The following is a 22,275-nucleotide window of genomic DNA, read 5'->3' as shown; positions in this document are numbered from 1 at the left end:
AGTTTCTACGTTTCTTATTTGGAGTTCCCCTTTAATTAAATATGAATATAAATCCAATAATATAAAATAGCCTATAGGTAGAGTTTATAATGTCTATTCTATAGGTTATTTTACATTATTTTTTATGCTGTTAGCTTTTTTTTACCGTTTTTTCTAATTAAATCAATGGTAACAGCTAATATAATTATTGCACCTTTAGTAAATAACTGAGGACCTTGTTGTATATTTAGCAAGTTCATTCCATTGGCTATAACTCCCATAATCAAAGCTCCAATTAGCGTACCTTGAATACGACCTTCTCCACCGGTCATGCTGGTTCCACCAATAGCAACAGCTGCTATTGCATCAAGTTCATTCCCATTACCTGCGACAGGGACTGCTGAATCAAGTCTTGATGTTAGCAAAATTGCAGCAATAGAGCAACATATTCCTGATATTGTGTAAACTAGTATTTCTAATTTAAATACATTTATACCGGAAAGTTTACTAGCTACTTTGTTTCCACCAGTAGCATATACATATCTTCCAAACTTAGTATAAGTAAGTACATAATATCCTAAAGCAAATATTATCAACATTACAATTGCTGGTTTTGGTACAAAACCAATAAAACCTGATATTCCTTTAAAACTCTTCGAGAATGAGTAAACAGGTTGTCCATTCGTAATGGTATAAGCAAGACCTCTTGCAATTGTCATTGTTCCAAGGGTGGCAATAAATGGTTGTATTTTTAATTTAGCAATTAATACTCCATTTAAACAACCAATTAGACCACCGAGTACTAGTCCTATTAGTATAGCTAACCCAACTGGTACATTTGCCTTCATGGCAAGTGCCATTACAAGACCAGTAAATGCAACTATAGATCCTACAGATAAATCAATACCACCTAAAAGGATGACAAATGTCATTCCTACAGATATAATACCTATTCCTGCAATTTGCTGTAATATATTAAATATATTTTGTGAAGATAAAAAACTTGGAGAAAGTACTGACATTATCACAACTAAAAAAACAAATGCAAGAAATACTCCAAAAAGACTATTTTCAATAATGCTCATTATACCTTTGTTTTGTTTTTTACCATTAATTTTTGTGTTCATCATTTTATTTTACCTCCATCGTTGCATAATGCATTATATTTTCTTGAGATGCTTCTTCCATATTTAATTCACCAGTTATACTACCTCTGCACATTACTAATACTCTATCACTCATACCCAGAATTTCTGGAAGTTCTGAAGAAATCATTATGATTCCAACTCCTTTTTTAACTAAATCATTCATGATGTTGTAAATATCAACTTTAGCACCAACATCAATTCCACGAGTAGGCTCATCTACAATCAAAATTTTAGAATTAGATGAAAGCCACTTTGCAATAACGATCTTTTGTTGATTTCCACCACTTAATGTACCAGCCTTTTGAAACGGCCCTGATGCTCTAATATCTAATAAAGACATATATTCTTTTATGTCTTTAACCTCTTTCTCATGATTAATCATTATTGGATTTTTACAATAATTATTAAGTGTTGCTAATGTGATATTGTTGCCAACGTCCATTGGTAAGACTAAGCCTTCATCCCTACGATTTTCAGTTACAAAACCTAGTCCATTTTTTATTGCTTGTATTGGTGATTTAATAGTTACTTTCTTGCCAGCTATATATATTTCTCCTGAATCAAATTCATCCACTCCAAACAGAGCTCTCATTACTTCTGTTCTTCCGGCGCCCATGAGTCCGGAGAAACCAAGTATTTCACCTTCTCTTAAATTAAAGCTAATGTTTTTAAATACGCCTTCTTTTGATAGACTTTTAACATTTAATAATTCCTTGCCTGGTTTCACGTCTACCTTAGGATATTTATTTTTAATTTCTCTACCAACCATTAATTTTATTAATTCATCTATTGATGTATCCTTAATAGCAACTGTTGTTATAGTTGCTCCATCCCTCATAATAGTGACTCTATCACCAATTTGTACAAACTCTTCTAGTCTATGGGAAATATATATAATAGAAACCCCTTCAGATTTTATTTTTCTAATTATCTTGAACAAATAATCAATTTCTTTATCTGTAAGTGCTGCAGTTGGTTCATCCATTATGATAATTTCTGATTTTAAGGATAAAGCCTTTGCTATTTCAACCATTTGCTGCTTCGCAATTCCTAAATCTTTAACCAATTTTCTTGTATCTATATCCACATTAAGATAGTCGAGGGCATTTTGTGCATCGCTATACATTTTTTCAAAATCTATTTTACCAGGAATATTTGACATAGGTTCTCGTCCTAAATATATGTTTTCGGCTACTGTCATAAATGGCACTAGGTTGAATTCTTGATATATTATACTAATCCCCAATTTCTCTGCATCTTTTGGTGAGTTGATTTCAACCTTTTTACCCTTGATAATAATATCTCCGCCATCTTTTGTGTATGCTCCAGAAAGAATTTTCATTAATGTAGACTTGCCTGCTCCATTCTCACCGAGTAGAATTTGCACTTCACCCTTGTTTACTTCAACTCCAGCATTTTTTAATACTTTTACTCCAGAAAAGCTCTTTGAAATTCTTTCCATTTTCAAAACTTGCTCTGACAAGACTATTCCTCCTTTTTATAGATACTAAATATAACTTAACGTTATATTTAGTATCATATACTTGTTTATTATAAACTTCATATTACTTTATATATTTACTTACAAGACTTTTGTCAACAACTAAAGTTTTAATTTGATGCATTTTATTTTGAACTTTTAATCCTTTAATTGCTTTACCACAGTCAACTATACTTTGTGTTCCAATTTCCTTTGGACTTGTGTAAACAGTAGCGGTTGTCTCTCCTTTAGAAATCGAATCCATTGTAGCAGGATTACCATCTATACCAATAGTAATTCCATCCTTAATACCTACGGATTTAAAAGCTTGAGTCGCTCCTATAGCCATTTCATCACTTAAACCATAAAATACGTTTATAGTTTTATTTGCTTGATACATATTAGTTGCAACGTTCATTCCCTTTTCTCTTTCCCAGTTTGCAGGTTGTGTAGCCACAATTTTTATATTACTATATTTCTTAGCTTCATCTACAAAGCCACCTTTTCTGTTGTCTGTAAATACTCCTGGTAGACCTTCTAGTATTCCCACATTAACTTGTTTTCCTTTTAACTTGGTACCTAAATACTCAGCTGCTTGAGCACCTGCATTTTTTTGATCATATCCAACATAGGAATAAACATCTGCACCTTCTATTGGACTTAGAGAATTGAAAACAACTACGGGTATCTTCGCAGCATTTGCTGTTTTTACAACAGCGGCCATAGTTTTATTATCTGTTGTACATATTGAAATACCATCTACCTTCTGTGTTACAACATCTTCAACTATTTTTAACAGTCCATTGAAATCGTCTTCTGTTTGTGGTGCTAATACTTTAAGTGTATAACCTTCTTTAGTAGCTTCAGCTTTTGCTCCTTCAACTGATGAAGCATAGAATGGACTTACTAAAGATGGTGGAATAAATGCTATTGTTTTCTGTTTACTAGCGCCGGAATCTGTATTACCACAGGCAACTACACCTAAGCTCATTGTTAATACAGTAACAACCGCTAGTGATCTTTTAAATAATTTCCTTAATGATTTTCTTTTAATTTCTAACATATTAAATTCCTCCCCCTATTTTCGTGACAAGCACTTTATTAAAATTTTGCTAATACATAATATTAGAATAATAAACAACTAAGAATAAATTCGCTTATGTTACTAACATTTGAGATTACCTCCTATAAAATTTAAATAACAATTTTGAAAGCGATTACAATAATATAGTAGTATTTATACGTACAAAAGTCAACACTTAAATGCATTTTATTAGTACAATTTAAATATATAATCCAAATAAGTAATTTAAATATAACATAGGTACTTATTTATATTTTTAAAAAAAGATGGTAGAGTTCTTGATTTCTAGATGTTTGGCAATATTAGTGGTAATGAAATTTATTAATAGAGTGAATAAATCAGAAAACAAATAATCTGCAAAAGATTTTTAAATTATATAAATAACAAATAAAAAATTTGTACATGCTTCTAATGTGGTTTTGTAGAATTACGAATAATAAGTTCAGGCTCATACAATATAGAATCACTCTCTTCAAAATGATTACCATTATTAATTAGTTTAATAATTAGTTTAGCAGCATCTCTACCCATCTTTTCTTTTGGATGTGTCATAGAAGTTAATTTTGGTTCCATGATTTTTGAGATAGGAGAGTCGTCAAAGCCAATGATAGAAAGATCTTCAGGGATTTTTAACTTTAAGTCATGTGCTATATTTAACACCATGTATGCAATTTCATCATTGTAACAAAAGATACCTGTAGGACGTTTTTTTGATTTTAGCGCATACTTTATTCTTTGGGGAAGTATTGTTTCCACTTCTTCTGAAAGGTAAGTTAAAATTTCAGAGGAAGGTGGAATTTCTTTTTCCAAACATTTTGTAATAAATCCATTCATTCTATGGATACCTTGAGAGTCATCAACTTTAAAAATGCCCATTATATTTTTATGTCCTAAAGATAGTAAGTATTCAGTGGCTATTTTACCACCAGTAAAATCATCAATACATAGGCTTGGAGTTTTAATTGCAGAATAAGTAGCATTTATCATAATAATGGGAACGTTTTGAGAAATCATACTATTCAAATATTCTAGGTTGTGAATTTGATACGCACTTTTAGTTGGTTCTAGAATAAGACCATCTATTTTGTGAGCTAACAAATTTCTTAAATTGCTATTTTCAAGCATTAAGTTATTGTTAGTAGACGACAACAAAAGAGAAAAGGATTCATCATATAGGGTACTTTCAATGCCTTTGATTATATCTGGAAATATATAATTTGATATATGAGTTGTAAGTACACCAACATTTTTGGTCTTCTTTAAATATAAATTATTTTGTTTCCAATCAGATAGATACGTGCCACTGCCTTGTATTGTATATATATATTGCTGAGATTCCAAATCACTTATTGCCTTTCTTACTGTGTGTCTACTGACCTTAAATAGGGACATTAGTTCATATTCAGTTGGAATTTTTTCATTGGGCTTATATTTTCCAGTAATTGCCCAATTAATAATTTGTTCTATTACTTCTTCATATTTATATTTCATATTCTTCTCCTAAAATATAACAGACTTGTTTTATAGAATATTATAGCAGATATTAAACGTTTTCACAACAATGTTTAATATTGTTACGTATGAATACTAAATTTATAGAAAATTATATCGACGCTTGTGCGTATGAATATTTACTTGGTGATATGTATGACTCTGTAATGAATTATAGATTTAGGGACGCTATAGTTGGTTAGGTTGAGAATAAAGATAGAGGTTAATCTATTTTACTATTTATTTTAAATGTTTTTGTTTTAATTATGATATAAATAACATAAACTTTATATAAATATAAGATATTTGTAATACAGTTATTGATTATAATTTAAAACATAGGAACTCAATAAATAAGCAAAGATATGGGAGGGTTTAATATGTATACAATGGAACTTAAAACAAATTTACTGATAATAACTATGAGTGGAGTTATGACAAAAGAAGAAGGTATATCTTATATAGAGGAATTGAAAAAGAATATAAAAGATATAAGTCCTATTGACTATAATATAGTTGTTGATTCAAGAAAATTAGAAAAAATTTCAAAAGAATTAAGGGAGAGTAGGGAAGAAGCCATCTCATTAATTGCTAGTACTCCATTTAAAAAACGATATAATATTATACCCAAAGATATTATTGCTACTATGCAGGGAGTGCGAGCAGGTATTGTAAATAATGAATTTAATAATACTATTTTCGCAGAATCTTATGGGGAACTACTTAAATTCAAAGTTTAGCATTCAACTTAACATAAAATAGCCTATAGGTAGACTTTACATTGTCTATTCTATAGGCTATTTTAATTTATAAGCACTTGCGAAGAGGATTGAGTATAGACGGTTACTTGATTGATAGTAGTGTCCTAAGTCATTTGTTTTACTTCTTATGTGATAAATAATTAGGTAAGGGGATGAGTGGGTCAGATGAATCTGTATTAATATAAGTTCTAGGGTACGCATCTCTATATTGAGTCGGAGTTATTCCTTCATATTTCTTAAATAATTTCATGAAATATTTATCATCTTTAAAACATAAAGTATAAGAGATTTCTTTAATGCTTTTTTCAGAATTCAATAATAGTTCTTTTGCTTTATTTATCTTAATACTATTTATATATTGAAGAGTACTCATTCCAATATGTTTTTTGAATAATCTCGTTAGGTGATCGGCACTAAAATTAGACTTCTTAGCTACCATTTGTACAGATATGTCTTTAGTAACATTTACTCTTATCCATTCTAATATTTGAAAAAATCTTTTATTTACTGAATTTTCTTTTGTTACTGACAAACTAAATGAGTTTATAAATTGTTGAGTTAACTCTATGGCAAGTTCAGATACTAAATAATCAGTTGATAAATGTGTATAATACAGTGAATTAGCTATATGTAAAATTTGTTTTATGTAAATGAATACTTTTCCAGTGTCAATTAATGATAAAAAAGTTGGTAATAAAATATCTTCGTGTAAACTTTCCGTATTTAATATTGAAATGATTTCTTGATAGATCTCAGATTTAGTTAATATTATCTCCTCTGCAGTACATAAAAAATGTAGCCAGTAAAAACTACTACCCTCATCTGAGGGTGCATATCCGGAATGTAACATACCTGGGAGTAAAAATAAAACATCACCTGGATTTATTTCATACTTATCTTCATTTTGCTTAATATAAATGGTTCCTTTAATTCCAATGATAATTTCATAGTCATTTTCTAGAATAAAAGATTTATGCTGCCAATTTTTTTCACATATAAATTGACCAGATTTACAATAAGAGAGAGGTACACTTATATTTGTCTTAAAATAGAGCATATCTGATTTCACCACCAAAAGTACGATTTTATTAGTTGTTAGATAAGTGTAATCGATTTATAATTAGCATATAAATCAATTATATAAGAACAATCAACATTATACTTCCATAAAAAGCTTATGTCAATTGGTGTTAAGAAAGAACACTAATTGTCGTATTTACCATACCTTAAATATTACTATAGGAGGAATTACGAAAATGAAAAATGAAAAGAAAAGCGAAATAAATATAAAGGATATTACAATTACAGATGATTTTTGGTCTAAGTATATAAAATTGGTTAAAAATGAAATGATTCCATATCAATGGAATGTTTTGAATGATGAAGCTAATATAAAAATTGACGCTGAGCGGGATGATAAGAATATTCCAATTGAAAAAAGTCATGCAATTGAAAATTTTAAAATTGCAGCGGGATTAAAAAGTGGTCATCATTATGGTTATGTTTTTCAAGATAGTGATGTTTATAAATGGCTAGAGGCTGTTTCATATTCTTTGATTAATGATAGTAACGTTGAACTTGAAAACATAGCTGATAGTGTTATAGATTTGATAGGACTAGCTCAACAAAAGGATGGATATTTGGATACTTACTTTACTATTGATGCTAAGGAAAGAAAGTTTAAGCGTCTACTAGAAAGTCATGAATTATATTGCGCAGGTCATTTTATGGAAGCAGCAGCTGCTTATTATAGTGTTACAGGAAAAAGAAAGATAATAGATATCGCTTGTAATTTAGCAGATTGTATTAATAGATATTTTGGCCCAGAAGAAGGTAAGATTCATGGATATGACGGTCATGAAGAAGTAGAAATTGGTTTAGCAAAACTATATTCAGTAACCCAAAATAAAAAATACTTAAAATTAAGCAAATACTTTTTATATGAAAGGGGTAAAGATAGTAATTTTCTTAAAGATCAATTAAAAGATGATGATAATAAAACTTTTATACTTCCCGGAATGGAAAAATTCCCTCGGAAATATTTCCAAGTTCATAAACCAATTCTTAAGCAAGAAACTGCGCAGGGACATTCAGTTAGACTTATGTACATGTGCACAGCTATGGCAGATATAGCTTATCTAACAAATGATAAAGAAATGCTAGAAGCATGTAGAAAATTATGGGGGAACATTACTAGTAAAAGAATGTATATAACTGGAGGCATTGGTTCAACTGTAATAGGAGAAGCTTTTACTTATGATTATGATCTACCCAATGACACAATGTATTGTGAAACTTGTGCATCGGTTGGATTAATATTCTTTGCTTTTAATATGCTTAAAAATGAACCTCTAAGTTTATACGGAAATGTTATGGAAAGAAGCTTATATAATTCTACTATTAGTGGAATGGCACTCGATGGAAAACACTTCTTTTATGTAAATCCCTTAGAAGTTGATCCAGTAGCTAGCAAAAATGATCCAGGTAAAAGTCATGTAAAGGTAACTAGATCAGAGTGGTTTGGATGTGCATGTTGCCCTCCTAACCTTGCAAGAACACTAACCTCCTTAGGTAAGTATATTTATACTATTTTTAATAGCACAATATATACGCATTTATATATGTCTAATGAAGTTGATATTTTAATAAACAATAATAAAGTTTCTATTAGACAAGAAACAAATTACCCCTGGTCTGGCGATATTAAGTTGTTCTTAAAAGTTGAAAAATCAAGTAATTTTATCATGGCATTTAGAATACCTGATTGGTGTTATTCATATTTTGTTAAAGTTAACGATGAAAAAGCGGAATATAAAATTATAAATGGCTATATTTCTATTCTAAGAGATTGGAATACATCTGATACAATAGAAATAAATTTTGAAATGGAAATTCAAGAAATAGTTGCAAATCCAAATATTAAAGATGATTTGGGGAAAGTTGCAATTCAAAAGGGACCTTTTATCTACTGCTTAGAAGAAGTAGACAACGGTAAAAATCTACATTTAATTAGATTAGATAAATATGCTAGTTATGAATATGAATTTGATTCTAAACTCCTTGGAGGTGTTGGTAAAATTAAAACTAAGGCTAAAAAACTAATTATAGATAATAGTTGGGAGGGACAACTATATAGAAGTGATAAAAAAAGTCCTATATATGAAGAGTGTGAAATTACTTTTGTACCATATTACAGTTGGGCTAACCGATCTGTAGGTGAAATGAGAGTATTTATAAATAAGGATTTATAGATATTTTAACAATTATATAAATGTTGTAAAATGTAATAGATTTGTATTATTTGTTTATTATGTAAATATAAATTATACAACAAAAGTGGATTTCGCGAATCCACTTTTGTATTTAGAAAATAAGATAGTTCATAGAGACTACTTGCGTTTAAATAAATATAAACTTAATTGGATCAGTTTAAATCAGCTACTGGTCTACCAAAATCAGGAGTTCCATCATCATTCCAGTTTAGTTTCTGCGCCCTAGCATGTCGGTTAGGATCATCAAGAGAATTCCCGTTTATTTCCTTATAATTTCTAGCATGATAGATCATAATATCTGTTTGATTATCCTCCGAAACAGTGAAACTATTATGACCTGGTCCATACTGATTATTTTCATAATTTGTGGCAAATACTGGAACTGATGATTTGCTCCAAGATAATGGATTTAACAAGTCATTTGTATCGTCTGCAGTTAAAAGGCCAATACAATAATTATAGTCTGTAGCACTTGCTGAATAGCTAATAAATATCTTCCCATTTTTCTTAATTACTGCTGGTCCTTCGTTTACAGAAAAACCTATGCACTCCCATGGATATTCAGGTTTTGAAATCATTACCTGTTTACCACTAATAGTCCATGGATTGCTTAACTTTGCAATATATAAATTAGAGTTTCCCTTTATATTAGGATCATTTTGAGGCCAAACCAGATATCTTACTCCCTTATGTTGAAAGGTTGTAGCATCTAAAGCAAATGATTCATAATTAGTCTTAAGTTGCCCTTTTTCTAACCAATGTCCTTCTAGTGGGTTAGGTGACAAGTTTTCAAGCACATATATTCTATGATCAAACATGTTCCCTTTAGGGTCATTAGCTTTTGCTGCTGCAAAGTATATATACCATTTATCATCTATAAAGTGTATTTCTGGTGCCCATATATATGCGCTCATTTCCCCATCCATATGTTTGCGCCAAACTACAGTAGGTAATATTGAGCCTAATTCCTCAATGGTCTTAGCTCTTCTTATTTCGATTCTGTCATATTCAGGAACGGATGCAGTGAAATAGTAATATCCATCAGAGTGTTTATATACAAATGGATCAGCTGCTTGTCGTACTATTGGATTTTTATATTCTTGACTTATTGACATAATATTCTCCTCGATTTAAACTATATTTATTTTGCTATATTATAAAATGTATAGATAACTAATTAACCTTTTACTCCACCAGCAGTTAATCCTTCAATGAAAGAATCCTGAAAGAGTAAAAATATAATTATAATTGGTAATACCGATAACACAGATCCGGATAATACAGCACTGTAATTATTTCCATAAGGTGTCATTAATGACATTAAGCCTACAGGGAGTGTAAACATTTCATCTGTTCTCATTTGAATTAAAGGCCATATAAAACCATTCCAACTTGACAAGGCTGATAAGATTGTCATGGCACCAAAAGCTGGTTTCATTAAAGGTATCATAATTTTGAAAAATATCCCATATTCGGTACACCCATCGATTCTAGCAGCATCCATAAAGTCCTTTGGTATTCCTGAAGCAAACTGCCTGAAAAAGAATATCGAAGAAGCTGAGACAAGGAAAGGTAGTATTATTCCACTATATGTATTTATAATATGAAGTGTAACCGTTAATTTATATAATGGAAGTATTAAAATCTCAACAGGGATCATCATCATAAACAATATTAATACAAATATTGTATTCTTAAATTTAAAATCATATACTGCTATTGCATAACCTACCATAGAAGAGAATAATAGTGAAAACACTGTACTTATTAGAGTAATTAGCACACTATTTTTAAACCATGTTAGAAATAAAATACTGCTGTCGGTAAATAAAGGAATATAATTTTGTATACTCATAATACTAAAGTCTAATTTCAAATTTAAGCCATAACGAAATAACTCTGTAGCAGGTTTAAGTGAAGCCAGCAACATTGCATAGAAAGGAAGTAATGCAAAAATGGTTATGATAATAAAAAGAATAACCATTAACAATCCTTTATGAGAATATTTTACTTTAGATTTTACTTTTACATTTTTAGGTTTTGTTATAATTACATTTTCAGTTTTTAACATGATTATGCATCCTCCTTTTTAAATATTCCAAAAAATTTTAGTTGGAATAAATTTAAAGTTATTACAATAAGAAGTAATACTAATCCAGTAGCAGAAGCAAAGCCTAAATTGCCATTTTCAAAACCTTGCTGATACAAGTAACCGACAATTGTTAATCCAGAATCATTTTGTGAATGATTCTGCCAAAAAACAAAACTTTCAGTAAACATTGATAATCCGCCATAGATACTTATTGTTAAAACATAAATAATTATTGGTTTTAAAAGAGGTACTGTTACATATCTAAATTTATTAAAAACACTTGCACCATCAATTTCGGCTGATTCATATAGTTCTGTAGGTATATTTTGTAAACCAGATAAGAAATATATAATATTTATCCCGGTCCAACGCCACATTGCGAGTAATACTAATAAAGGCATTGCAGTATTTTCATTACGTAGCCATTCTATTGGATTTATACCAAAAACACCTAAAATTGTATTTAGTGGCGCACCTGGAGTTTCTCCAAAAATCAATCTAAAAACAATACCTGCAACAACAACTGAGGTGATAGCGGGCATGAAAATGGTAGCTCTAAAAAATTTTTTAGCTACTAATGCTTTTGAATTCAAAAACACGGCTAAAACTATAGGTATGGGTATCAAAAGTAACAAAGTCCAAAAACAATATCGTACACTATTCCAAACAGCGGTATAAAAATGAACATTAAGTAAATCTTTATAGTTTTTTAAACCAATAAACTTATTTTGACCAACACCAACAACATCTTGAAAACTCATAATGCATGTGCTTATTATTGGATAAAAAAAGAATATGAAAAATGAAAGAATGAAAGGTAATACAAAAACATATGGAGCATACTTTGAAGAATATAAAAACTTATTAACAATCATGTTTTGCTTTTTTTCCAAGAAGATTCCCCTCCAATTTAAATATTAGGAGATGCAAATCACATAAATAATTGCATCCCTAATAATTTATAGGTGACTAATTTTATTTGCCTGCTGTTTTTTTATTTTTTACGTAGCTCATCTGCTGCTGCTTTTAAAGCGGCCTGAGGCGTAGCTGAATTTTCTTTTAATACTTTAAATAAAACTTGAGTATCTAATAGGGTTCCAGCATTGGGGCTTTTTTCAATACTTACTGGAGTAGCTATTGAATCTTTTAATGGTATAAGAACATTAAAGGCATCTTTACCATTTGAGAAATACTGTGTAAACTTGGTGTCACCAATATTTGCACTTATTTTCTTCCATGAATCCCATCTAGGTGGGTCAAAACCTTCTAGATTCCAAATGTTCTCACTAGCTTTTTCAGTTCCTTTTGCAAAGAACAAAAACTTCTTTGCAAGTTCAACATTTTTACCTTGAATTGGTACTGCTGTTCCTGTTCCACCTAATCCAACAGATAGGTTTTTATTTCCGGTCGCAAATACTGGGGGTGCTTGTATTGCTATTTTGCCTTTTAAATCAGGCATATTAGCAAGTAATCTACTTGTATACCAGAATGGCATTATAACTGAAGCAGCGCCACCTTTGTTAAAAGCTCCATAACCTTCTTCTGTATCAGGTTGTCCACCAGGAGATATCGCAGCAATTTTATCTGTAAATACCATATCATGAAGTAGTTGTAGTGACTTTACTGCTACCGGATTATCTAAAGTCACATTCCCGGTTTTATCAAAGATATCTGAACCTTGTTGTCCTACCATTAAGCTAAATTCCCAATTTGCAGTCTGAGAAAGATATCCCATATATTTTCCTGTTTTTGTTTTTACAATTTTACCAGCGGCTATATAGTCATCCCAGGTTTTGATTTTTGTATAATCAACACCTGCTTTTTTAAAAAGCTCCTTATTGTAGAAAGCAACAGTAGTTCCTACATGTGTAGGTAAACCGTACACTTTTCCGTCCTTGCTATATAAATCTAAACGTGATTGTATAAAATTAGCCTTCTCAGGGGCTACAATATCACTCAAATCTGCTAATTGTGGGGTTCCTTTTGTAAAATTTGGAAACTGACCAACCTCAATATCAGCAATATCTGGAGCTCCAACTCCTGTTTTAACTGCGACCAATAATTTGTTATGCATATCGGTATAAGGGTAAGTAGTTACTTTTAACTCAATAGGTTGATCTGGATGGGCTTTATTCCAATTCTTAGCAGCATCATTGTATAAATTAGAATGTAACCCAATAAATGTCCATAAATTTAATTTTGTTACTTTTCCGGATTTAGTACTTTGACCATTTGTACCAGTTGAAGAGTTACTACCACAACCACCTAAAACCATTGTAGCTGTCATCAGTGAAATAAGCATAAGACTAATTCTTTTTTTCATAAAATCCCCCTCCTAAATGTATTAAATAGAGCATTTAAATTGATCCTTCTATTTCCTCCTTTAATAAAGAATAATTTTGTATTGCAATGTAATGGAAATAGAAATTTTCATAACATTTCAATTTCATTAAAAGTAATTAGGAAACGTTATCACGAAGCGAGTAAAACTATTAATACATTTTAAAATCAAGAATATTATATATTAATAGTTTTATGTTTGTGTTAATTGGTTTATAACTACAGTATGGTATTATTTACTTTAAAAGTCAATAATTTTTTTAACTTTAGTTAATTGTTTCATGTTTCTATAAACCAATCCTCATTACTTGTACATAGAAATATAATTTTACTTATATGTATTTTATTATTGACCTTCTATAGAAAAAAACTTATAATACAATTAATACTAATGTTAATATATTAATCATATTATTAATTACTGAAGGAGGGTGTAATAATGGCTAATTTAAAAAAGGCTAAAATCATTATTAATGCTGATGTTAAGAAGGGTAAAATTAACAAGAACATTTATGGTCAGTTTTCCGAGCACTTAGGCAGATGCATATATGAGGGCCTTTGGGTTGGAAAAGACTCGCCTATTCAAAATACAAATGGGATTCGTAATGATGTAGTCCAGGCTTTAAAAGAACTTAAAATTCCAGTATTAAGATGGCCAGGTGGATGTTTTGCTGATGAGTATCACTGGAAGAATGGCATAGGTAATCCTGAGAGTCGTCCTAAAATGATTAATACTCATTGGGGAGGTCTAGTTGAGAATAACAATTTTGGAACACATGAATTTTTTGAGCTATGTGAGCAACTTGAAACAGAGCCTTATGTTTGTGGAAATGTTGGAAGTGGCACTGTTCAAGAAATGAGTGAATGGGTGGAATATATGACATTTGATGGTGTGTCACCAATGGCAGAACTTAGAGCGGCTAATGGACACGAAAAACCTTGGAAACTAAAATACTTCGGTGTTGGTAATGAAAATTGGGGCTGCGGTGGAAATATGAGACCAGAACATTATTCAGATCTATACAGAAGATATTCCACCTACGCAAGAAATTATCAGGGAAATAAGCTTTTTAAAATAGCTGGGGGTCCCAATGCTAGTGATTATAATTGGACAGAGGTATTGATGAGAGAATCTTCTAGTCTTATGGATGGATTAAGTCTCCATTATTATACAATGCCTTTTGGTTTCGATGATAAAGGTTTCGCAACGGTATTTGATGAGACATTATGGTTTAAAACTATGGAAAAAATATTATATATGGAAGAACTTATAATTAAACACAGTACTATTATGGATAAATACGATCCAGACAAGCGTGTAGGATTAATAGTCGATGAATGGGGAACTTGGTTTAATGTTGAACCTGGTACAAATCCTGGCTTCCTTTATCAACAAAACACCTTAAGAGATGCACTAGTTGCAGGGGTTGGTCTTAATATATTTAATAACCATTGCGATAGAGTGCAGATGGCAAATATTGCTCAAATGGTAAATGTTCTACAAGCTATGATATTAACGCAGGGAGATAAAATAGTATTAACACCAACATACCATATATTTAAAATGTACAAGGTACATCAAGATGCTGAGCTTTTGTCTACATCATTTGAATGCGAAGATTATGTTAATGGGAATAAATCTTTGCCTGAGCTAAATGTGTCAGCTTCAATTGACGACAAGGGAATCACTCATATATCTTTATGCAATTTAAGCCCTAATGATGAAATTGAAGTGACTAGTGAATTAAGAGGATCCGTCTACTCAAAAGTATCGGGAACCATACTTGCATCTGATGAAATGAATGCATACAACAGTTTTACAGATCCAAATAAAGTTGTTCCAAAAGAATTTAAAGCGGTTACAATTCAAAATAATAAACTTTCAATAGTTATGCCTAAAATGTCAGTTATTGTACTTAATGTAGAGTAATAAGATGATAAAATGTAAGGCTTGCTCTGCGAGTGTGATGGTTTCTGAAAATGATATTGATGATATGTTAAATATAATTGTAAGTGGCAATCAATTTAAGCTTATTGATCAGGAAACTTATAAAAAACGTTTGCATATTTGCTTTAATTGCAATTATCTAGAATATGGTACAACCTGCTTGCAGTGTGGTTGTATTGTACAAATAAAGGCGAAATTAATGGAATCTAGTTGCCCTTATCCTCAAAAATCAAAATGGGAATGAAGTTTCACTTCATTCCCATTTTATTATGTATAATATAGTCTAAAGATTAAATCTTGATCGTAGTTTCCAAAACCACTTCCAAAAACCGTTAGACCGCCTATATGCTTAGCATCTGCTGCCACTTCTAATCTTAATTTCCATTGTTTGCTCCTAATATTTATATCAGATAATTTAACATCTGAAATTTTTTCTCCATCAATAAAAGAACCTTTTTCATTTATTTTAATGATTTTTAGCATCCCGTATTGATTTATATCACTGATCCACCAGTTTGGAGTATATTTTCCTTTTACATCAGCGAAGTCGCCAGGACTAGTCCACTCTCCAATTTTAATTCCGTTCATTATAAAAGAGATATCAGATGGCCAATTTTTGTTTGCACCGGGTGCTTCTGAGCCAATTTCCATAGATATTTCAAGTTCACTAGGATTTTGCGTTGTTAAGAGATAATTAGGCAATTTATATTCAACAAAACCCTGAGTAAACCATAAAATCTTTGCAGCTACTCTTTGTGAATCTAAAAAAGATCTTGTATCATCAAAATAACCTATAATTTTTTCAGTAGTTGCAAGACCACATGTTGGTGTGATCTCAAAATCAGTATATTGACCTACCGGAACGATATATTCATGATGGTTTATTCGTTCCTGGGTTTTCCTCGGAAAATCTATTATTATACCATCTAAAATTAAAGAGCATATTTTCTGGACGCCACCCTTACTTTTGGTACGTTCACCTTTAACGATTCCAGCTTTTTCTAATTTATTAATGTGCATAGTAATAATTGCACTACTAAGTTCTAGTTTACTAGCAATTTCTTTTATATTTAAGGGTAGTTCGGAAAGAAGATTAATAATCTTAATTCGTACAGAACTATCTAATGCTTCGTAGACAGGAAGCCATTTTTCGTTTATATCTATTTTCATAATTATTCCTTTCACTATTTAATGATTAACATAATTATGAACTTGTTAATTAGAATTGTAAAGTAATTAAATATTTAAACATTCATTTTATGATTATTTTGTTAGGGTTTCATCTATTAGGTTTTGTTCATACAAGACTCTTATATTTATTCCTTGATTATAATTGCCAAAGTTCTTACCAAATAAAGTTAAACCACCCTTGTGCTTAGCATCTTCTGGAATAGATAATTTAAATGATAAATCGCTTTTGTAATTTAAATTAATATCATTTAAATCGGTATCTGAGATTTTAAGCCCATCAATAAAAGTTCCAAATTTATTAATGGACAATAACTTTAATAAACCATATTGATTCCAATTTGAGAACCACCAGTTAGGTGTTAAAATTCCTTTTGTATCAGCATAGTCGCCAGGACTTGTCCAACTGCCGAGGTAAATATCATTTAGGCTAAAGTAAATATCAGAAGGCCATAAACTACAATTGCCCGGTGCTTCGGAACTTATTTCCATAGAGATTTGAATTTCCGAAAATACTTGTGAAGGTTTTAGATAATTAGGTATTCTATATTCTATTGCACCTTTTGAAAACCATAAAATATCAGCATTGATTCTATCAGGGTCAGCAAAATAACTTGGATTATCCACTTCTCCAATCAACTTATCTTTTGTAGCTATTCCACAAGTTGGTTGTATTTCGTAAAAAGAATATTGTCCAATTCCAATTTCTAATTCATATGAGTTATCCATATCTTGTTTACCAATATCTATAATAAATTTATCTTCATGTAAATAACATATTTTTTGAATCCCATGTTTAGCGGTTAAAATATTAATTTTAATGATTCCACATTCTTCTAATTTTCTAATATGCATAGTGATTGCTCCATTAGAAAGCTTTAATTTTTTTGCGATATCATTCATGTTAAGTTGCTTATATTCTGATAAAAGATTAAGAATCTGAATTCTTACATCTGAACTAAGTGCTTTAAATATTGGCAAACTATCTTCAAGGTTTTTAATATGTATCATTATTTAGGTCTCCTTTATAAATTCATTCAATACATATATTATATAATATATGTATTGAATATTATATAACTATTTTAGGTTTTTTTAAAATAAAGGAACCGTTTAAACAATGAGTTATTTATTTAGTAACTATTTAAAACTATATTCGAATTATAGGATGGAATAAATGGTATCTAATGGTATAATACTTATAAATAATTTAGAATTTGAAAGAAAAAAATATTTAATAAAGGGACTAATAGTTATGAAATCTATTCATAATCCAATTCTTGAGGGATTTAATCCAGATCCTTGTATATTAAAAGTAAAGGGAGTTATTAAAATAAAGGATAATAAATTCTTTGATGATTTTGACAAAAAAGATTTAAATAGTGAATGGAGTACCCTGAGAATATTTCCAAACAGTAGCTGGCTTAATATAATTCCAGATAAATCCATAATACGTATAGCTGGTGCTGAATCACCTCAGAGTACTTTTGATCAACATATCATTGCAATACGTCAGAGTGATATTAATTTTAGTGCAGAGACAGTAATTACTTTTGAGCCTACAAAATAAGGAAAAAAAGCATATATTACGTAAAATACATTTGAACAAGTGAGATGAATTTGTAGTAACATATGCTCGTTTACTTTATTTTTGTTTCTTAATATACCAATATACAGGCAATCCAATTAAAGTGATAATAATTCCTATAAGTGCTTTTCTAGTATCGGTTAAAAGAGTACTTATAAGTATATATAGGCCTCCAATAATTCCGATTAATGGAACTATTGGGTAAAATGGTACTTTATAAGGTCTCACTAAATCTTTATGTTTTGTTCTTAATATGAAGATACCTGCTACTGCCATTGTGAAGAAAATCCATAAAACAAAAACAACAAGATCAGTTAAGGCATTAAAAGAACCACTAAATATATAAAGACAAGCAAGTGCAGCCACAAAAATATAAGAATTTAATGGAGTTTGATATTTTTTGTTAACCTTTCCTAAAAAGTTACTACAAGGTAAAAGTTTACTCTCTGCCATAGCAAAAGGGATTCTAACGCCGGTCATTAGATAACCGTTTAATGCTCCGAAGATTGATATTAATATACCGGCAGAAATAAATAATGAGCCAGATTTTCCAAGTAAAACGGATGCAACATCTGATGCTACTGTCTTAGAACTTATAACAGTGGTTATAGGAATTACATTTATAATTGCTAAATTAAATAAAACATAGACTATTAGAGTAATGCTTAATCCTATAATTATGGATTTTGGTATATCTTTTTTAGGGTTTTTAAGTTCCCCTGCCATATTACTTACACTTACCCATCCATCATATGCCCAAAGTGTTCCAAGCACAGCAGCTCCAAATCCAGCACCGGCGGCTGTTGTCCCTACTGGCATGGAAAAACTATGAGCTGTTCCTTTTATAATTCCTAAAGCAATGATAATAATGAGTGGAATAAGTTTTGCAATAGTTGCGATGAACTGAATTTTGCTCGCAAGTTTAGTTGATAATACATTTGCAGTAGTAATAATTAGAAGCATTAGTATTGCAAATAGTTTTTGCTGAAGGCCATTCATAGGTACAAAATTAGTGGCTTGAGTTGATAAAACTATTGCGAGGGCTGCGATGGAGCCAGGTACGTAAATAACTGTTTGCACCCAACCAAATAAGAATGCCCATTTCTCTCCGTAAAGTTCTTTAAGATATATAAAGATACCTCCGGTTTTTGGAATAGCAGCTGCTATTTCAGCGATAGTAAGGCCCGACGCTATAGTTATAATACCTCCTGCTACCCAAGCAAGTATCCCTATAAGTGGAGAACCCGCATTTTTAAATACGATTGAAGGTTTAAAGAAAATACCTGAACCTATAACCATGCCTATAACTATGGTAATGGCTTCTAGCGAGCCGATTTCCCTTTTTAAATTATTTGATGCCTTCAAAATAAATCATCCTTTCTTCTTTAGTATTTTGTATACAGTTAGCGAATAATTACATCCTAAAATTAAAATTATATTATTTCTATATAATTTTAATATCAAACTTAGGTATAGTCAACAAAAGTTTGAAAGAGATTACTTTTAAGACTTCAGAGGCCTAAGAGATGATTTAATGAGTTGAAGGATATTAGAATATAAATTTATATTTGCCCATATGTATCTATTGTTATAATATATAAATATATATGTTATAAAATTATATGTATTGTAGTAAATAATTGGAGGAATGAAAATGAGATTGTTACTGACAAACGACGATGGTATAAACGCAAAAGGAATATATGCCTTAGCTAAAGAACTTGAAAAAAATCATGAAGTAATTATCGTAGCACCAGATAAAGAGCGTAGTGCATGTGGGCATTCAATAACTCTTACAAGACCACTTATTGTTAAAGAAACTAAGCTCAAAGGATTAAAAGCAAAAGCTTATAGTGTAGATGGAACGCCAGCGGATTGTGTAAAAATTGCAATAAATAAACTTACTGATGCTAAAATAGATATGGTAGTATCAGGAATTAATAGAGGTTTTAACTTAGGTACAGATGTTTTATATTCCGGAACTGTTTCTGCAGCAATAGAAGCTACTATATATAAAATACCAGCAATGGCGGTTTCAGTAGAGTTTGATGACAATACTGAAAATTATGACATAGCGGCTAAATATGCTGGGGTGATACTTCTTAAGGCTATCCAAAATAAAATTAATAATGACATTGTATTAAATGTAAATGTTCCAATGCTTGCAGAGAATAAAATAAAAGGAATTAAAGTGTGTAAAATTGGAAGCAGATTGTATAATAATAAATATGTAGAATCTATTGGAGAAAATAATGAAACTCAGTATCAGATTAAGGGCACGGCAAAAGATATTCATGAGGAAGATTCCGATACAATATATTTTAAAGATGGGTACGTTACTGTAACTCCACTTCATTATGATCTAACTAATTTTGAAATATTAAATGATGTAGGTAAATGGTTCTAATTAAGAAAAAGCCAGGTTTTTATCATTATATGATTAAAAATCCTGGCATTTATTTTGTGTAAATTAAGTATTGTATTTTTGATCTACTTTTTTAATTTGTCTAATAACTCGTCTACGGATATATCAGATAAGTTTATTCCATCTAAGGGTAATTCTTTTTCAATGGCAGATTTAAGAAGTGGTGATCTTCTAGCATCACCTATTACAATTGCACCAATAATCTTATTATTTTTTATAAATATCTTTTTATAGCCGGTTCCATTAATATCTTCATATGATAATACTTTCGTAGAACTGGATTCTTCTATACATCCCATAGAAAACAAAGAAATACCAAAAGCATTTAGCATTGTTACTGGAGTAATCTTTTCATATACAGCATCACGCCCTGAAATATTGTACCCTGCAACTTTTCCTTGTGATATAGCAATATTCCATAATCCAATAACTTGATTATCAAATTCTGCAATATCACCTGCTGCATAAATGTCTTTTATATTAGTTTCCATTTTATTGTTTACGAGTATTCCTCTTTCTCTTTTAATATCAGTCTTTAAAATTAGGTCCATATTAGGTTTAATACCTATTGAGTGAATAACTATGTCACACTTTAATTCTACATTTTCGTTTATAAGAATTCCTTCTACTTTATTATCAGTGCCTATTATTTTATTTACACAAGTGTTAGTTAATATTTGTATTCCACAAGCTTGTATTTTGCTTTTTAATATCTCTGATGCTTTATCGTCTAATTGGCGAGGCATAAGCCTTGGACATAATTCAACAATTGTAACTTTGATGTTATGCTGATGTAATATGAAGGCCATTTCAAGGCCAAGTATTCCTCCACCAAGAACTATTACATTCGTGTTCTCATTAAGCTTCTCTTTAATATTTAAAGCGTCATTAAGACCCCGAAGTGTGTATACTCCGTTCATACCTATACCATCAACTGGAGGTACGTTATTACTTGCACCGTTTGCAATTAACAATTTATCATAACTAAGTTTACTTTCATTAGATAAGGATACTTCATGTGAATTTGAATCTATACTTACCACTTTAGTATTAATTAATATTTTCACGTTATTTTGTTCATACCACTCTTTTTTTTGAATAAGTATATTATTTTCTTCAAGGTTATCGAATAAACTTTTGGATAATTTTATTCTGGTATATGGATAAAATTTTTCTTCTCCAATTAAACATATATCTGAATCTAAATCTATTTCTCTAATTGCTTTAATAGCTGTTATTGCTGTAATGCCACTACCTACTATTATAATTTTTTTAGCCATCGATATCACCCATTTCATTTAAGATTTATTTTTTACTTATGTACAATGCGAGGAAAATATTTTTCTTGATTATGAGACATTCTTATTGCTTTAATATCCTAATGTTATCTTACGCTTCATTTATGGTAATATGCAAGAAAATAATTTAGATATGTAGAGTAATTATATCAAATGTATTTTTAAAGCTTTAAGTATTACT

At 30.3% G+C, this 22,275-nt stretch carries 19 protein-coding genes; 6 read left to right on the top strand and 13 right to left on the bottom strand.

Annotated features, from left to right (window positions below):
- Positions 1-122 precede the first annotated feature (122 nt).
- The 4 genes from KPL44_RS13260 to KPL44_RS13245 all read right to left on the bottom strand — a co-directional run bounded on the left by KPL44_RS13260 (position 123) and on the right by KPL44_RS13245 (position 5,182).
- Positions 123-1,109, bottom strand: a complete 987-nt coding sequence (locus tag KPL44_RS13260; protein WP_216251024.1) for an ABC transporter permease — start codon at positions 1,107-1,109, stop codon at positions 123-125.
- 1 nt (position 1,110) lies between these two features.
- Positions 1,111-2,610 (bottom strand): sugar ABC transporter ATP-binding protein, encoded by a 1,500-nt coding sequence (locus tag KPL44_RS13255; RefSeq protein WP_301182964.1) that lies wholly within the window; start codon positions 2,608-2,610, stop codon positions 1,111-1,113.
- A gap of 82 nt (positions 2,611-2,692) precedes the next feature.
- Positions 2,693-3,670 (bottom strand): sugar ABC transporter substrate-binding protein, encoded by a 978-nt coding sequence (locus KPL44_RS13250; protein ID WP_216251022.1) that lies wholly within the window; start codon positions 3,668-3,670, stop codon positions 2,693-2,695.
- Between the two features lie 429 nt (positions 3,671-4,099).
- Complete coding sequence (locus tag KPL44_RS13245) at positions 4,100-5,182, bottom strand: GntR family transcriptional regulator (protein WP_216251020.1); 1,083 nt, start codon at positions 5,180-5,182, stop codon at positions 4,100-4,102.
- Positions 5,183-5,562: 380 nt separating this feature from the next.
- Between KPL44_RS13245 and KPL44_RS13240 the strand changes: the two genes are divergently transcribed.
- Entirely contained in the window at positions 5,563-5,922 is a 360-nt protein-coding gene (locus KPL44_RS13240; protein WP_216251018.1) for a hypothetical protein, read from the top strand.
- A 139-nt stretch (positions 5,923-6,061) separates the two neighbouring features.
- Here the strand turns inward: KPL44_RS13240 and KPL44_RS13235 are convergent, their stop codons facing one another.
- Positions 6,062-7,000, bottom strand: coding sequence for an AraC family transcriptional regulator (locus KPL44_RS13235; protein WP_216251016.1), 939 nt, complete (start codon positions 6,998-7,000; stop codon positions 6,062-6,064).
- A gap of 199 nt (positions 7,001-7,199) precedes the next feature.
- On the opposite strand from KPL44_RS13235, the gene KPL44_RS13230 reads away from it, so the two are divergent.
- Entirely contained in the window at positions 7,200-9,194 is a 1,995-nt protein-coding gene (locus KPL44_RS13230) for a glycoside hydrolase family 127 protein (protein WP_216251014.1), read from the top strand.
- A gap of 173 nt (positions 9,195-9,367) precedes the next feature.
- Here the strand turns inward: KPL44_RS13230 and KPL44_RS13225 are convergent, their stop codons facing one another.
- The 4 genes from KPL44_RS13225 to KPL44_RS13210 form a co-directional block, all read right to left on the bottom strand.
- Entirely contained in the window at positions 9,368-10,330 is a 963-nt protein-coding gene (locus KPL44_RS13225) for a glycoside hydrolase family 43 protein (RefSeq protein WP_216251011.1), read from the bottom strand.
- A 62-nt stretch (positions 10,331-10,392) separates the two neighbouring features.
- Entirely contained in the window at positions 10,393-11,286 is an 894-nt protein-coding gene (locus tag KPL44_RS13220; protein ID WP_216251008.1) for a carbohydrate ABC transporter permease, read from the bottom strand.
- A gap of 2 nt (positions 11,287-11,288) precedes the next feature.
- On the bottom strand, positions 11,289-12,200 hold the full coding sequence (locus tag KPL44_RS13215) for a carbohydrate ABC transporter permease (protein ID WP_367302946.1): 912 nt from the start codon (positions 12,198-12,200) through the stop codon (positions 11,289-11,291).
- Positions 12,201-12,301: 101 nt separating this feature from the next.
- On the bottom strand, positions 12,302-13,630 hold the full coding sequence (locus KPL44_RS13210; protein WP_216251005.1) for an ABC transporter substrate-binding protein: 1,329 nt from the start codon (positions 13,628-13,630) through the stop codon (positions 12,302-12,304).
- A gap of 456 nt (positions 13,631-14,086) precedes the next feature.
- Between KPL44_RS13210 and KPL44_RS13205 the strand changes: the two genes are divergently transcribed.
- Positions 14,087-15,577 carry an alpha-N-arabinofuranosidase gene (locus KPL44_RS13205; RefSeq protein ID WP_216251002.1) on the top strand — a complete coding sequence of 497 codons (1,491 nt, stop codon included), beginning with the start codon at positions 14,087-14,089 and terminating at the stop codon, positions 15,575-15,577.
- 4 nt (positions 15,578-15,581) lie between these two features.
- Positions 15,582-15,839 carry a DUF6171 family protein gene (locus KPL44_RS13200; protein ID WP_216251000.1) on the top strand — a complete coding sequence of 86 codons (258 nt, stop codon included), beginning with the start codon at positions 15,582-15,584 and terminating at the stop codon, positions 15,837-15,839.
- A 23-nt stretch (positions 15,840-15,862) separates the two neighbouring features.
- Here the strand turns inward: KPL44_RS13200 and KPL44_RS13195 are convergent, their stop codons facing one another.
- Both KPL44_RS13195 and KPL44_RS13190 read right to left on the bottom strand, forming a co-directional pair.
- Positions 15,863-16,765, bottom strand: a complete 903-nt coding sequence (locus KPL44_RS13195) for an ArsR/SmtB family transcription factor (RefSeq protein ID WP_216250997.1) — start codon at positions 16,763-16,765, stop codon at positions 15,863-15,865.
- A gap of 93 nt (positions 16,766-16,858) precedes the next feature.
- On the bottom strand, positions 16,859-17,794 hold the full coding sequence (locus KPL44_RS13190; protein WP_216250996.1) for an ArsR/SmtB family transcription factor: 936 nt from the start codon (positions 17,792-17,794) through the stop codon (positions 16,859-16,861).
- Positions 17,795-17,960: 166 nt separating this feature from the next.
- On the opposite strand from KPL44_RS13190, the gene KPL44_RS13185 reads away from it, so the two are divergent.
- The gene (locus tag KPL44_RS13185) at positions 17,961-18,353 is read left to right on the top strand and encodes a hypothetical protein (protein WP_216250993.1); all 393 of its coding nucleotides are present in this window, start codon (positions 17,961-17,963) and stop codon (positions 18,351-18,353) included.
- Between the two features lie 75 nt (positions 18,354-18,428).
- On the opposite strand, the gene KPL44_RS13180 is transcribed toward KPL44_RS13185, so the two are convergent.
- A complete protein-coding gene (locus tag KPL44_RS13180) occupies positions 18,429-19,736 on the bottom strand; it encodes an APC family permease (RefSeq protein ID WP_253201761.1) in 1,308 nt (435 codons plus the stop codon).
- Between the two features lie 289 nt (positions 19,737-20,025).
- Between KPL44_RS13180 and surE the strand changes: the two genes are divergently transcribed.
- Entirely contained in the window at positions 20,026-20,778 is a 753-nt protein-coding gene (surE, locus tag KPL44_RS13175) for a 5'/3'-nucleotidase SurE (protein ID WP_216250990.1), read from the top strand.
- An 83-nt stretch (positions 20,779-20,861) separates the two neighbouring features.
- Here the strand turns inward: surE and KPL44_RS13170 are convergent, their stop codons facing one another.
- Positions 20,862-22,076 carry an NAD(P)/FAD-dependent oxidoreductase gene (locus KPL44_RS13170; RefSeq protein WP_216250987.1) on the bottom strand — a complete coding sequence of 405 codons (1,215 nt, stop codon included), beginning with the start codon at positions 22,074-22,076 and terminating at the stop codon, positions 20,862-20,864.
- Between the last annotated feature and the right edge of the window lie 199 nt (positions 22,077-22,275).

It is taken from the genome of Clostridium sp. DSM 17811 (assembly GCF_018861905.1).
Classification (GTDB): Bacteria; Bacillota; Clostridia; order Clostridiales; family Clostridiaceae; genus Clostridium_AD; species Clostridium_AD frigoriphilum.
Note: the sequence above shows the minus strand (reverse complement) of the source record. Positions and strands in the feature narration are given on the sequence as shown.